The organism is Fructilactobacillus sp. X8R4C1 (assembly GCF_059900905.1).
On sequence record NZ_JBWXVJ010000001.1, the window covers coordinates 190,915 to 207,073 of the forward strand.

The following is a 16,159-nucleotide window of genomic DNA, read 5'->3' on the forward strand; positions in this document are numbered from 1 at the left end:
GAAGAGCATGAGTTTACGGTTTGTTTTAGCGCCAGATTCATTTAAGGACAGTATGTCAGCCAAACAAGTGGCAGGCGCGATGGCGGCGGGCATTATCAACGTTGATCCGTCGGCCCACATTGATAAAGTTCCGATGGCTGATGGCGGCGAAGGGACCGTTGACACGCTGGTTGACGCCACTCATGGAAGGAAGATTGACGTCACGGTTGATGGTCCGATTCCTGGTCAGAAGGTGGATTCATTCTTTGGAATGCTCGGTGACGGCAAGACCGCGGTCATCGAGATGGCGAAGGCCAGCGGACTGGAGTTAATTCCCGAAAACCGTCGTAATCCGATGGTCACAACCACGCTTGGGACTGGTGAGTTGATTAGAGCTGCCTTGGATTTTGGCGCCCAAAAAATCATCATCGGAATCGGTGGCAGTGCGACTGTTGACGGTGGAGCCGGGATGGAAACGGCCCTTGGAGTCAAGTTCATGGACGAAAACGGAAAGGTCATTATTCCAAATGGATCCTCAATCGGTCGCATCTCCGACATTTCGGTGGCGGGACTCGATCATCGGATCGCTGAGACCGAGTTTGTGGTTGCTTCGGACGTGACTAACCCACTGGTTGGAAAGAACGGTGCGGCGCCGGTGTTCGGTCCCCAAAAAGGTGCCAACTCTAGTCAGGTCGTGCAACTGGACAATAATTTAAGAAGTTATGCGCACGTGATTAACGATAAATTAGGGATGGACGTTACAAGCGTTCCTGGCAGCGGTGCCGCTGGTGGTGTTGGTGCCGGACTGATGGTCTTTTTAAAGGCCAAGTTGCGTCCCGGCATTGAGATTGTGGAACAGACGGTCGGACTAGAAGAAAAGATTAAGCATGCCGACTGCGTTTTCACTGGTGAGGGCAGTATTGACGCTCAGACCAAGTTCGGTAAGGTGCCCTTTGGAGTCGCCAAGTTGGCCAAGAAATACCATAAACCGGTCTTTGTTGAGACGGGTCACATCGGTGAAGGAATTAGTGACCTGTACGATGCTGGAGTGTCGTCGGTGATTGACATCTTAGGCGGAGTGACGTCAATGGAGGAAGCCCTTAAAAGGGGACCCGAAAACATCGAACGTACCACCGAGAATATTATAAGAATTATCAAAGCCAGTTCGAAACTTTAGATTTTAAATAGAAATAAGGTAGAATAAGCGTATGTAGTAGTGGAGTACGTTTACGAAATGGCGGTAGGAAAATGAAAAAATTTTTTTGGAACCTTCTAATTGTGGTCCTGGTCGTTGTCGGGCTTGGTCTGGTCTTTAATTCTCAGATTACTTCATGGTGGGTTGGATACCAAGGCGGACAGAAGGCTAACAGTATCACCAAGCAGGAGGCTAAGCGCGGAAATCAACGTAAGGGTGATTATGATTTTAGTAACGTGAAGGCGGTCGACGAGAACGCCATTATGAAGAGTCAAAAGGCCAAGCAGTCGCCCGCAATTGGCCGCATCAAGATTCCAGACTTAAACATTGATTTACCCATCTTTAAGGGGCTAAACGACGATGATCTAACGATTGGAGCCGGAACGATGAAGATGGACGAAAAGATGGGGGAGAAAAACTACGTCCTGGCGGGTCATCACATGAAGGACCCAAACGTGTTGTTTTCGCCGCTATCAAAAGCAAAGGTCGGACAGAAAATCTACCTTTCCAATCCTAGTAAGAAGTATACCTACAAGATTACCAGTAAGAAGATTGTCTCTGAAGATGACATCTCGGTGATTAATGATAATGGCAACCAAAAAGAAATCACGCTAGTCACGTGTGCTTCTGGGAATCCGGGTGAAACCAAACGGTTGATTGTGGCCGGTAAATTAATTAAATAGTTCAAAATAAAATACCGTGTCGTTATTAGTCTAATAACGACACGGTATTTTTGTGTCGTGAGTTGATAATATCAATTGTCTTGAAAGTATTCGCGAAGTTTCTTTTCAAAAGATTGGGGTGCTTCTGGGACTGGACTGGTAATCCACATCTCCAAAATAAAGAAAAAGGCCTGAGCCTGCAGATTCATAATCATATTTTTGGGAATCTTTTGTTTAACGTGAAAGTTGGGTGAGTTGTTCATAATGTTACTTTTATACTTTTTCAGTAAAAAAGCCATGAAAATCCCCTTGAGGCTTGGTTTGAGTAGGACACGAATCTGATCGCGATACTTATACACAAGCTCCGGTAGGCAATTAATCAAATTATTGACGTAGGTGTCGTCTGGATCGCTTTCCTTATTAAATTCTTCATCAATTTGATTGCATAATGTGGTTTGAATGTAAGTGATTAAATCATCAATGCTTTCGAAATTATTATAAAAGGACTTTCTTGATACGCCAGCCGAGTCTGTTAGTGATTTCACGTTAATATCAAAGATGCTTTTGTGACTAGCTTGAATTAGAAATTCATTTGCGATTAAGTCCTTGGTTACATTGGTTGCCATATTTTTCTCCAGAATTTTGCTATAAATCATTCTAAGAGAGTTACTCACTAGCGAGAGTTGTTTTAACTCTTTTGGATAATTAAGGCTTTTTACACATTAAGCGACCATTGAATGTGAATTGTATTATAGCAATTATAATATGATATCCTTTATAGTTTCCTGCATGAGTACCGATGTAAACTTTATAAATCAGTTTTTATGTACATCACAAGAAGTATTCTTATTTTTGGACTCGATCGTACATAACAAATTAAATTTTTTTAAAGGTTTCACATACTTGTTCTGGTGGAATTAATTTGATTAGCTGATCTACTAGTTGTGATTTCCATGAAACAAAAGTACTTATGTACTTTTTAACTTACTTCTTAGATTGAAAGTGAGTTTTGTTACTGCTTTTAAATATATAGTATTAATGTTACAAAAACATTACATTTTTTGGTGATTATTTACACATAATGAGTATTATGTGGGACCAGACACATGAAGTTAGACTAAATAAAAGCTTATTATGACAGTATTTTACACACATTGTGTAAAATACAATTGTGTTCAATTCAATTTCGATTTGTGCAATAATTGCTTCAGGCTTAGTTAGCCGGTAAGTATAGATTGATTTGAAATTAGAAGGGCAGGTTTTTACTTATATGTTCAATCGTGATAGCAAAACACATTATAAGATGTATAAAGCTGGTAAACGATGGCTGTTCAGTGCAATTACAGTCACGATGTTTTCAGCCGGGATTTCAGGCGGAATCCTTATGTCTAACCAACATAATGTGAAAGCGGACGTTACTAACAACGCTCAGATGAATTCACAAAATAGTGATTCGTCTGATAAGCAAGTAACAGTACCGCAAAATCAGACTACCAATGATCCGGCAGCTGAACAGAACGTCACCAAGAGTGATGACACAGCAAGTAACCAAAATGTTACTGCTGCTCAAGACACAACTAAGAATGATGACACTTCAGCTAAGCAAACCGATTCATCACAAAATCAGACAACCGATCAAAGCACCACTAAAAGTGATGACGCAACCAGTCAAAAAACCGATTCAACAAACTCTGATCAAAACATAACAAAAAACAATGACACCACATCAGATAAGCAAGCTGACGCTGATGCCACTAAAAATGACAACACTACCAATCAAAAGGCCGATTCAGCAAAAGACCAAGCAACTGACCAAGACGCCAATAAGAGTGACGATGCTTCAAGTCAGAAGAATGATGCATCACAGGACCAGTCTTCTGATAAAAAAGCTGATGCCACTAAAAATGATGATGTGGCAAACAAGGAAGCTGATGCCTTAAAAGACCCATCAGCTGATCAAAAGTCTGACCAGGAGGCAGCTACAAGTGATAACACAGCAAATAAGCAAGACGCTGTGGTAGCTGCCAACCAAAAGACTGATGATCAAGCAGCAGCCATGAAGCAAACTGCGGCAGCCTTAGCCACCAATGATCCCCAGAATCAGCTAAAGAATGCCACTACTGATCTTGCTGCTGAACCATTTAAGATCACTGTTAGTGATCCAGACTACAAGTCTTATGGTGTTCCTTGGGTTGATCCAAACTCCGATCACTTTACGTATGGTTTTGTCACTGTGAAAAATGCTGCCAATACTAACAAAGTAAAGTGGATTGTTTGGTCAACTGATCGTACTGGTGACGGAGTTGTCTATGTAAATGAAATTGATGCTGACGGGAACCTTCTTAAAACCTATGTTCTTAATCAAGACGGCGAAGTAGATAACTCCGATTATATTAATGGAATACAGTATAAAAGATGGAGCAATAACTATAGTTCGATGGGATTTGAAGGCGATAATCCTGAACAGTATGTTTTCAGAAAAAACTGGTTCTATAATAACCCAGCCGGAGTGGATGCCAATCTTGGAGCTATGAATTCCTATACTCCAGATAAAGTTACTTCGACAGTTACGTGGACAAATAAGGACACTGGCGAAGTCATGGCTACCCATCAGTTCACTGGAATGGCGGGTCAGTCATATGATATTACCGGCATGCCACCAGAAATTCCCACCACTTATTACATTTCTACCGAGCCATCAAATGCTACAGGAACCATTTCAAGTTTTGGTGTAGTTGGGACTAAGTGGGTTTCACATCTGAAACAAGGTTACGAGGTAACCTATACTGAAACTGATGATCATGGTGGAATGAGTGTTCAATTAACGGATAAAGACGGAAACCTCGTTCCTGGTAGTGATGGTCAGACGACCTACCATATTGATGCTAGTTATAACTATGACCCAACAACTAAACAGTATTCATGGGATATTCCTGGATATGGAGTTGTGGTTCTTACCCCAATTTATGTTCCACAAACCCGTAAGATCGATTATCAAGTTGCTCAACTGGGAAAATTAGTTCCAGTTGATTCCAATGGCAATCCAATTGACAATGGATCCCATGATGTTCCATACGAAACGCAACCAGACGATCCTACTAAAGCACAACAACCTCAATTACCCAATATTCCTGGCATGATTCCAATGGACCCCCATGATCCAAGTCAACCATTAAAACCAGGTCCAGATGGGACCTATCCATACCCAATTACGGATCCCGGTTCAGACACTAAGGTCCCTTATGGCCCCGCTACCAGTCAAGTGACTGATAATAGTGGTCAAGGTACCATTACCGTTCACTACAAGGATGCTAACGGCAACACTGTTTCACCAGATAAGCAAGTCAGCGTTCCATTTACTAGAACTGGTACTAGAGATAATGAGACTGGTAACATCACTTGGGGCGACTGGGAACCAGTTGGCAATGCTAATCAAGTAATCACTTCACCAGAGGTTCCTAATATGACTCCTGATCAGCCAACGGTTACTGGTCATGCCACTGAAGGTAAAGATGATGTTCATACCGTTATCTACAGTGACACCCTAACAACAGTAACTGATAATAGTGGTAAAGGGACCGTGACCGTTCACTATGTTGATGCTAATGGGAAGACCATGGCAAAGGATCAAGTTGTTACCGTTCCATTTACTAGAACGGGGACTAAGAACGAAAAGACTGGTTCAATTACTTGGGGTGACTGGAAGCCAGCCGATAACGCTAACCCAGTTATTAATTCTCCCAAAATTACTGGTTACACACCAAGTCAAGCTAGTGTAACGGGTGATGCTGCTGAAGGAAAAGACGATGTTCATACCGTTGTCTACACTGCCAATGAAGAACAAGCTCATGTTGAATACATTGACCAAGATAATGGCAATAAAGTTCTAGTAACTGATAACTTAAACGGCAAGTTCGGTAGTCAATCTGATTACAGCACTGCGGATCGAATTGCTAGTTACGAAGCTCAAGGCTACGAGTTGGTATCCGACGGATACCCAAGTGGTTACAAGTTTGGCGACAATAATCCCACCTTCCAAGTTGTCTTAAAGCACAAGACCAAGGAAGTTACGCCAGATAACCCTGGAAACCCAGGTCAACCAGTGGATCCAAACAACCCAACGGGACCGAAGTATCCTGATGGCACTAGCAAGGACAACTTGACTAAGTCCATTACGAGAACCATCCACTACGTTTACGCCGATGGCAGTAAAGCCGCAGATGACCAAGTAGAAACGGTTACGTTTAACAGAACGGCCACCTTTGATGAAGTAACTGGTGAGATAACTTATGGTGCTTGGACATCTGACAATGATGTCTTTAGTTCGGTTGATTCACCAGCCATTACCGGTTATACCCCTGATCAAGCAACTGTTGGTTCTGAAACTGCCACTGCTGATACGAAAAATTCAGATGTTAAAGTCACATACACTGCTAACGATGAGCAAGCTCACGTTCAGTACATTGACCAAGATGACAACAACCGAGTTATTACAACTGACAATCTAACTGGTAAGTTTGGTTCTAAGTCTGATTACTCAACCAAGAACGAAATTGCCAGCTTAGAGGCCCAAGGTTACGAATTAGTCACTGATGGCTATCCAAATGGTTATGAATTTAATACCGACAACCCAACTTTCAAAGTTGTTTTTAAGCACAAAACCAAGACGGTTACGCCAGATAACCCGGGACAACCAGGACAACCAGTTGATCCAAATAACCCAACTGGACCAAAGTACCCAGATGGAACTGGTGTAAATGACTTGACTAAGAACATTACGAGAACGGTGCACTACGTCTACGCTGACGGTAGTAAAGCCTCCGATGATCGTACTGAAACGGTTACTTACACTCGGACCGCAACCTTTGACCAGGTTACCGGCAAGATCATCAGTTATGGCGACTGGACTACTAAGAATGCGGTCTTTAGCTCAATCGATTCGCCCAAAATTACAGGATACACTCCTGACAAGGCAACCGTTGGTGCTCTAACTACTACTGCCGACTCAACCGATTCAACCGATACGGTTACCTACACTGCTAACGATGAGCAAGCTCACGTTCAGTACATTGACCAAGATGATGGTAACCGGGTTATTAAAACTGACAACCTAACTGGTAAGTTTGGCTCTAAGTCGGATTACAGTACAAAGAACGAAATTGCCAGCTTAGAGGCCCAAGGTTACGAACTAGTCACTGACGGTTATCCAAATGGGTACGAATTTAATACCGACAACCCAACTTTCAAAGTTATCTTTAAACACAAGATGAAGACGGTTACCCCTGACAATCCAGGAAACCCAGGACAACCAATTGATCCAAATAACCCAACTGGACCAAAATATCCTGATGGAACTAGTAAAGATAACTTAACCAAATCAATTACGAGAACTATCCACTACGTTTACGCTGATGGTAGTAAAGCAGCTGATGATCAAGTAGAAACCGTTACTTTCACCAGAACGGCAACCTTTGACGAAGTAACTGGCAAGTTAACTTACAGTAACTGGACTTCAACTAACTCCGTCTTTGGACAAGTTGATTCTCCAGCTATCACGGGATACACTCCAGATAAGACAAGTGTTGGTTCTGAAACTGCCACCGCTGACACACCTGACGGAAGTGTTACCGTTACTTATAATGCAAACGAACAAAAAGCCGTAGTTAACTATGTTGACGAAGATAACGGTGATGCCGTTCTTCATACTGATGACTTAACTGGTAAGTTTGGTAGTAAATCTGGTTACTCAACCAAAAATGAAATTGCCACTTTAGAAGCTAAGGGCTACGAGTTGGTATCCGACGGATACCCTGCTGATGGCTTTACTTTCAACACTGACAATCCAACCTTTACCGTTGTTTTGAAGCATAAGACTAAGACGGTTACACCGGATAACCCTGGTCAACCGGGACAACCAGTTGATCCAAATAATCCAACTGGACCAAAGTATCCAGATGGGACCGGCGTAAATGATCTGACTAAGAACATTACGAGAACGGTGCACTACGTTTACGCTGACGGTAGTAAAGCTTCCGATGACAAAGTTGAGACGGTTACCTACACTCGAACGGCAACCTTTGACCAGGTTACTGGTAAGATCATCAGTTACGGCGACTGGACTACTAAGAATGCCGTCTTTGGTGCAATTAATTCTCCTGAAATTACAGGATACACTCCTGATAAAGCAACGGTTGGTTCACTCACCACTTCCCCTAATTCAGAGAATTCAACTGATACGGTTACCTACACTGCCAATGATGAACAGGCTCACGTTCAGTATATTGACCAAGATGATGGCAATAGGGTTATTAAGACTGACAATTTAAACGGTAAGTTCGGTTCTAAGTCGGATTACTCTACTAAGGCTGAAATTGCTGATTTAGAAAGTCAGGGTTACGAGTTAGTCACTGACGGTTATCCAAATGGGTACGAATTTAATACCGACAACCCAACTTTCAAAGTTGTCTTTAAGCACAAGACCAAGACGGTTACACCGGATAACCCTGGTCAACCGGGACAACCAGTTGATCCAAATAATCCAACTGGACCAAAATACCCAGATGGAACTGGTGTAAATGATCTGACTAAGAACATTACGAGAACGATTCACTACGTCTATGCTGATGGCAGCAAAGCTTCCGATGACAAAGTTGAGACCGTTACCTACACTCGAACGGCAACCTTCGACCAGGTTACCGGCAAGATTATCAGTTACGGCGACTGGACTACTAAGAATGCGGTCTTTGGTTCAATCAAATCTCCTGAAATTACGGGATACACTCCTGATAAAGCAACTGTTGGTTCACTCACCACTTCCCCTAATTCAGAGAATTCAACTGATACGGTTACCTACACTGCTAACGATGAACAGGCTCACGTTCAGTACATTGATCAAGATGACAACAACCGGGTTATCACGACTGATAACTTAACTGGTAAATTTGGTTCTAAGTCAGACTACAGTACGAAAGATGAAATCGCTAAACTAGAAGCTCAAGGTTACGAATTAGTCACTGACGGTTATCCAAATGGGTATGAATTTAATACCGACAACCCAACTTTCAAAGTTATCTTTAAGCATAAGACCAAGACGGTTACGCCGGACAACCCTGGCAACCCAGGACAACCAGTGGATCCAAATAATCCAGATGGACCTCATTATCCTAATGGAACTGGTGTAAATGACCTGACTAAGAACATTACCAGAACGATTCACTACGTCTATGCTGATGGCAGCAAAGCTTCCGATGACAAAGTTGAAACGGTTACGTTTACAAGAACGGCAACTTTCGACCAAGTTACTGGCAAGATTATCAGCTACGGCGACTGGACTACTAAGAATGCGGTCTTTAGCTCAATTGATTCACCAGCCATTACGGGCTACACCCCTGATAAAGCTAGTGTTAGTTCTGAAACTGCCACCGCTGATACACCTGACGGAAGTGTTACCGTTACGTACAATGCCAACGAACAAAAGGCGTTAGTTAATTACGTTGACCAAGATGATAATAACAATGTTATTCATTTTGATGACCTAAACGGTAAGTTCGGTACCAAGGCTAACTACAGTACTAAAGATGAGATTGCCAAGTTAGAAGCTCAGGGCTACGAGCTAGTATCCGACGGATACCCTGCGGATGGCTTTACTTTCAACACTGACAATCCAACCTTTACCGTTGTTTTGAAACACAAGATGAAGACGGTTACGCCAGATAATCCGGGACAACCAGGTCAACCAGTTGATCCAAATAACCCAACTGGACCGAAGTACCCAGATGGAACTAGTGTAAATGATCTGACTAAGAACATTACAAGAACCATCCACTACGTTTACGCTGATGGTAGTAAAGCTGCTGACGATCAAGTTGAGACAGTTACCTACACTCGAACTGCAACCTTTGATCAAGTAACTGGCAAGATCATTAGTTATGGTGACTGGACTACTAAGAATGCTGTCTTTAGCTCAATTGATTCACCAGCCATTACGGGATATACTCCTGATAAAGCGACGGTTGGTTCCGAAACTGCCACTGCTGACACACCGGACGGAAGTGTTACTGTTACCTACAATGCCAACGATGAAAAGGCTCAAGTTGAGTACATCGACCAAGACAATGGTAACGAGGTTATTCATACTGATGGCTTGAACGGGAAATTCGGTTCTAAGTCTGATTACAGTACGAAGGACGAAATCGCTAAACTAGAAGCTCAAGGATATGAACTTGTATCCGATGGCTTCCCAGGTGATGGTTACACCTTCAATACTGATAACCCAACCTTCAAGGTTGTGCTAAAACACAAGACCAAGGAAGTTACTCCAGATAATCCAGGAAATCCAGGACAACCAGTGGATCCAAACAACCCAACGGGACCAAAATATCCTGATGGTACTAGCAAGACGGACTTGACCAAGACCATTACTAGAACCGTGCATTATGTATATGCTGACGGTAGCAAGGCTTCAGAAGACCGCATCGAAACCGTTACGTTCAACAGAACGGCCACCTTTGATGAAGTAACGGGTAAGGTAACTTACAGTAACTGGACGTCAACGAACGCTGTCTTCGGTTCAATTGTTTCCCCAACCATTACGGGATACACTCCAGATAAGGCAAGTGTTGGTTCACAAACTGCCACGGCTGACACGCCAGATTCAAGTGTCACGGTTACCTACAATGCTAACGATGAAGTCGTTCACATTAACTATGTTGATCAGGATAAAGGCAATGCCCTTATCACTAGTGATACCGTTAACGGTAAGTTTGGTAGCAAGGCTAACTACAGTACGAAAGATGAAATCGCTAAGTTAGAAGCGCAAGGATATGAATTAGTATCCGACGGATACCCTGCGGATGGCTTTACCTTTAATACTGATGGCCCAACCTTCACGGTTGTGCTCAAACACAAGACTAAGGAAGTTACGCCAGACAATCCAGGAACTCCAGGTCAACCAGTGGATCCAAACAACCCAACTGGACCGAAGTATCCTGATGGAACTAGTAAGACTGATCTCACTAAGAACGTTACTAGAACCATTCACTACGTTGATAAGAATGGGAACAAGCTAGCTGATGATGTGGTTCAATCAACGACCTTTACTAGAACGGCAACGTTTGATCAAGTTACTGGTCAGGTAACTTACAGTGCATGGACGACTAAGAGTGACGTCTTGAGTGGGGTTAACTCGCCAGTTATCAATGGTTACTATACCAACACTGCTTCAGTTGGACAAGCAACGGTTAACGCTGATTCCAACGACTCCGAAGTAACGGTCGTTTACTACGCCTTAGGTCACTTAGTTCCTGATGTTCCGGGCAGTAACCCGATCGTTTATCCAAATGATCCCAACAACCCAAGTGATGCTGGTAACCCACTTATCCCTGACATTCCTGGATACACTCCAGTTGATAAGAACGGGAACAAGTTGGTCCCTGGCACACCATATCCGATTGATCACAATGATTTAGGAAAAGATACCCCAATTCATTATGTGAAGAATGCTGAACCATCAACTCCGGTAGTTCCAAACAAACCAGAAAAGCCTTCAGTACAACCGGAGCCAACTAAGCCAAGTGCACCAAAGGAAGTTCCGGCCGCACAACCGGAAGCTCCGAAGGCTAAGCAGGCTCCACAAACTCCTGCTAAAGCACCGGCTCAACCAGCTAAACCACAAGCAAAGCAAGTTCCAACAGCTAAGCCAGCTAAAAAGTCTGAAAAGAAGACGACGTTACCACAAACTGGTCAAAGTTCTGATAGCTTCTTAAGCCTGATCGGAACCATGCTGCTGTCACTTCTCAGCTTCTTTGGCTTAGGAAAATGGTTTAAAGACCGAAAAGAAACCAAGTAAGTTTGTGATTTAAAGATTAAGCGAGATTAATAAGTTTAAAGGCTAACATCCATTTTGGGTGTTAGCCTTTTTTTATATTTTTTTAATAATTAAAAAATTCAGCAATTTATTAAGAAATGAATAAATTGCTGAAAACGTGTTGGTACTAGCATAGGGTGATTTAGATTTGAAAATTCACAACCTGAATTACCTAATTAATTGACGAGTTTGATAAACAGAATGATTGAGTTATCATATTTTTTATGTATAATAAGTCTCCGTAATAATGAATAATAAGTGTAGTTTGTGATTTATTATTTTGTAACCGCCAGGGTACTAAGGAGTGTTTATTTATGTTTAGGGATTCAAAGAAACATTTTAAGATGTATAAGTCTGGGAAACGGTGGATGGTTGCCGCCCTTGTCACCACTTTCACAATCGGTGGAATGACACTTGGGGCAAACGCCGATACCACTGCTACTCAGACCAATGCAGGAACCGTTCCGTCTGAACAAAAAGCAGACCAGACGAGTACGGCGACGCAACCGGGAACCACATCATCTAATCAAAATGGTGCAAACCCAAGTAGTTCAGACCAAGCTGTCAGTGTAACAGATGGCCAGACAAAGGATAATAAGAGTCAAACAGCTGATTCACAAAAGCAGGCGGATCAAGCAACTCAACCAGCGAATGATTCACAAATTCAGGTGCAGAATGACCAGTCAAAACAGGATGATAGCAATCAAGAATCACAATCATCCACGAGTAATTCTAATCAAGCGAGTCAGAACCAAAAAACTGAGCAATCATCACAAGATAGTCAAACTGATCAATCGAAGACTGACCAGTCCAGTGATGTAAAGAAGCAGACCGAGAACCAACCAAGTGTTACTTCTGATAATCAAAATCAGACCCAGGATTCATCAAGTAAAAATGATGCAACAGCTAAATCTGATTCACAAGCTGATCAGGCAAAAACTGATGACCAGAAGAATCAAGGAACTGATACCCAAGCCAAACCAGATGATACTAAGCAGGCTAAAAATGATGACGCCAAAAGGGCCAATCAGCCTAATCCTGATGTTGTAAGAAGTAATCAACAAATGAATGCTGATACCACTAGTGACAGTAGTACGTTACCAAAAGGTATCAACATCACAAGTGACGCATCTCCGGACAATACTAACTTTAACCAGTTTGGGAGTATGTCAGTTCGAACCGACATTAATATTACCGATGCTGACGCTACCATCAATGCTGGTGACAGAATCGTCTTTAACATTGCCAACAGTACTGATCCGGGTAGTGATGTCATGATGAAAAAGGTTATTGATTGGAATAAAATTACAATGACTGGTGGATCGGAATATGGTCACTTAGAATTTGATCCTAACACGGGTCAAGCTTATTACATTTTCGATAAGAATATTGCTTTCACAACGGGTTCGTTCTCGTTTACTTTGAACATTCCGTTTCAAGCTGACCCAACTGTTCCACTAGTTGGAGTTAACTTTTCAACTGAGTTTCAGCAGGGTAATTCCACTTATTTGATAAACAAATTTTACTATGGATACGTTGCTTCTAATAATAATCAACCATCACCTGACCGTGTTCAGGCACCCAACTTGGGAGCAGGAATAGGTGGAGTTGGATTTGCTGGTGTTGGTCCAAATTATGATGGACCTACTGCTAATAATCCGATTTCAGTTCCTACTTATGGTGATGCAATCTATGATCCAGCCAAGGGTGATCAACCTAGCTTTACTAATATCCTTTATCCCAATCAAGATCCAGACCCTAATCTAAATAACCTAACTGGCAGAACCTGGACCGTTGACATTCAGGGTGACGGGGCTTCGTTTGATTTAAACGGACTTCGGTTTGGAATTCCTAAGGCAGGAACTCCTTATACACCTGGATGGGCCGGACAGTATGCTGGTCAGTGGATTACGCTAGACCAGTTGAGACAGGTTTTGCCTGGCGTTCAGGTTCAAGTTGACCAAATTGATGCGAACCATGCTAGATTATCGATTACTTTCCCAGATGGGGTAACCATTCAATACTTACAGTTTACTGGTAATTTTATTGCTCCAAATACTGGTGGCAGATATTCCGTTAACTTTGGTTATCATGATGATCAGGGAACTTCGAGAAATAATAGTATTCCCATGGGTTTTGTTTACCAAACTAATGACCAACAAGGATTCTTCCCATCCATCACGGCCAGTGATAAGTCATTAAATGCTGACACCTTCAACATTAACAACTTAGACAGCTACCTGTTAGATGGCGTAAGTTCAAATGATGTTCAAGACGGAACCAGCAATAAAGTTGAAATCTCTGATGATGCCGCTTTAAGAGAAGCCATTGCTAACAAGCAGGCTGGCGTTTATAACGTGACTTATAAGACAACCAATTCGAAGGGATTGACGAGTTATAAGACGGTGAGTGTCACGGTCGTTCTTAGTCAAGAAGTTACAGACTCAACCACTGGAACATTTACCATTCATTACGTTGATCAAAATGGTAATACCCTCCAACCAGATAAGGTCATTACCGCGCACTTCACCCGGACTGGTCAAAGAGACCCATTGACAAATAAGACTAGCTGGAATAAGTGGACAAGTACCGATAACACTTATGACATTATATCACCAAGTGTTCCTAACAGAACTCCTAGTCAGGATTCAGTCAGTGGAACCATCAATCCTGACGAAAATGGTTCAACAAAAGTGATTTACACTGATAATACTGAAGATTTAAAGGATGAAGCAAATGGGCAAGTAACCATTAACTATGTTGATCAAAATGGCAATCAGGTTGCCCCATCGAAGACAGTTGTTGCCCACTTTACTCGGACTGGAACTAAGGATTTGGTAACTGGTAAAGTTACTTGGAACGATTGGATAAGTACTGACAACACTTACGACGTGACATCGCCAAATGTTCCTAACAGAACTCCTAGTCAGAAATCAGTTATCGGAACGATTAACCCAAATGATAACAGTGAAATAAATATTACTTATGCTGACGACACTACGGAAGTAAGTGAGCAAGCAACTGGTCAAACTACCATTAATTACATTGACAAGACTGGTGGCAACCAAGTGGCACCATCAAAGGTTATTACTGGTCATTTCACCCGGACTGGGACTAAGAATTTAGTAACGAATGATGTTACTTGGAATGATTGGACAAGTGATGATGCTCATTACAACGTTGATTCACCTAAGGTTTACAACATGGTACCCGATAAATATCAAGTTATTGGAAACGTTGTTCGTGGAGAAAATAATACAATTAATGTCTACTACACGCATGACACGGCTTCAGTAATTGGTACTGCTACTGGTCAAAGAACCATTCACTATGTTGATCAAAATGGTAACCAAGTGGCACCTTCAAAGACTATTTCCGTTAAATTCACTCGAAATGGGACGAAGGACTTTGCAACGGGTGAACTTACCTGGGGACCATGGATGAGCGATGGCAGTGATACTTACAACGTTGCCTCACCAGAAATTGCTAACATGACTCCTGATAAGGACTCAGTTAGCGGAACTATTACTCCAAATGAGTATGATTCAGTAAATGTTGTTTACACGCATAACACTGAAGCAGTATCAGATCAGACAACTGGTCAAGTTACAATTAACTACTTGGATCAAGATGGCAATCAAGTAGCACCATCAAAGACGATTATGGCTCACTTCACTCGAACTGGAACCAAAGATTTGGCAACGGGTGAAGTCACATGGAACGATTGGACGAGTGATGACAATACTTATAGTGTTAAATCACCAAGTGTTGCTGACATGACTCCCGATCAAGCGGTCGTCAATGGAACCATCGGTCCAGATGAGATGGGAACAGAAAAAGTTATCTATTCTAAGGAACAGACAGGTGAAACTAACCCAACACCAAATCATCCGGAGGACCATAATGGTGGAAACCCAACGGAACCAGAGAATCCAACTAATGGAAACAATGGTGAAAGTGGGAACAACGTTGAACCAAACACACCAAACAACAATGGTGGAAATGGTGCAATGACACCAAATGATCACAATGGCAATGCGGTTCCTGAAAGTAATGGAAGTTCAAATAAGAACAACTCGAATTCTTCAGAAACAACCGCCCCAGAATCCTCTACTTCAGAAAATAATACCCATGTTAAGTCACAAAAACATGGGACTAATGAAGCTAAGGGAAATGCAACCAACACTAATAAAAAGAGTGAGTTGCCACAAACTGGTCAAGAAGATAACGGTGTCCTAAGTGCCATTGGAATTATGTTACTTTCAATTCTTGGTATCTTTGGATTAGGAAAATGGTTTAAAGATAAAAAAGAAACCAAATAAGCTTTAAATTAAATTGAATGGTCGACATCTATGAAATGGATGTTGGCCATTTTTTTATGGCTAATTTATGAAAAGTTATTTAACAAAAGCCGAGTTTAATCAAACTTTTAAAATTAATTTGGTGCGGGAATAAAAA

General features: G+C 42.1%; 5 protein-coding genes. 4 read left to right on the forward strand and 1 reads right to left on the reverse strand.

Annotated elements, in window-relative coordinates:
- The first annotated feature begins 7 nt into the window (after positions 1 to 7).
- Positions 8 to 1,156: a glycerate kinase gene (locus AC6UDA_RS00895; RefSeq protein ID WP_500710466.1), complete on the forward strand. Its 1,149-nt coding sequence runs from the start codon at positions 8 to 10 to the stop codon at positions 1,154 to 1,156.
- A gap of 71 nt (positions 1,157 to 1,227) precedes the next feature.
- A complete protein-coding gene (locus AC6UDA_RS00900) occupies positions 1,228 to 1,857 on the forward strand; it encodes a class A sortase (protein WP_500710468.1) in 630 nt (209 codons plus the stop codon).
- A gap of 71 nt (positions 1,858 to 1,928) precedes the next feature.
- Here AC6UDA_RS00900 and AC6UDA_RS00905 read toward each other — a convergent pair whose 3' ends face one another.
- Entirely contained in the window at positions 1,929 to 2,462 is a 534-nt protein-coding gene (locus AC6UDA_RS00905) for a hypothetical protein (protein WP_500694586.1), read from the reverse strand.
- A 644-nt stretch (positions 2,463 to 3,106) separates the two neighbouring features.
- On the opposite strand from AC6UDA_RS00905, the gene AC6UDA_RS00910 reads away from it, so the two are divergent.
- On the forward strand, positions 3,107 to 11,683 hold the full coding sequence (locus AC6UDA_RS00910; RefSeq protein WP_500710471.1) for a mucin-binding protein: 8,577 nt from the start codon (positions 3,107 to 3,109) through the stop codon (positions 11,681 to 11,683).
- A gap of 332 nt (positions 11,684 to 12,015) precedes the next feature.
- The gene (locus AC6UDA_RS00915; RefSeq protein WP_500710474.1) at positions 12,016 to 16,023 is read left to right on the forward strand and encodes a mucin-binding protein; all 4,008 of its coding nucleotides are present in this window, start codon (positions 12,016 to 12,018) and stop codon (positions 16,021 to 16,023) included.
- Positions 16,024 to 16,159: the final 136 nt, after the last annotated feature.

Bases quoted from the DNA above. Each gene is read 5' to 3' on its own strand.
- AC6UDA_RS00895 (WP_500710466.1), top strand. From the start codon at position 8: ATGAGTTTACGGTTTGTTTTAGCGCCAGATTCATTTAAGGACAGTATG.
- AC6UDA_RS00900 (WP_500710468.1), top strand. From the start codon at position 1,228: ATGAAAAAATTTTTTTGGAACCTTCTAATTGTGGTCCTGGTCGTTGTC.
- AC6UDA_RS00905 (WP_500694586.1), bottom strand. From the start codon at position 2,462: ATGGCAACCAATGTAACCAAGGACTTAATCGCAAATGAATTTCTAATT.
- AC6UDA_RS00910 (WP_500710471.1), top strand. From the start codon at position 3,107: ATGTTCAATCGTGATAGCAAAACACATTATAAGATGTATAAAGCTGGT.
- AC6UDA_RS00915 (WP_500710474.1), top strand. From the start codon at position 12,016: ATGTTTAGGGATTCAAAGAAACATTTTAAGATGTATAAGTCTGGGAAA.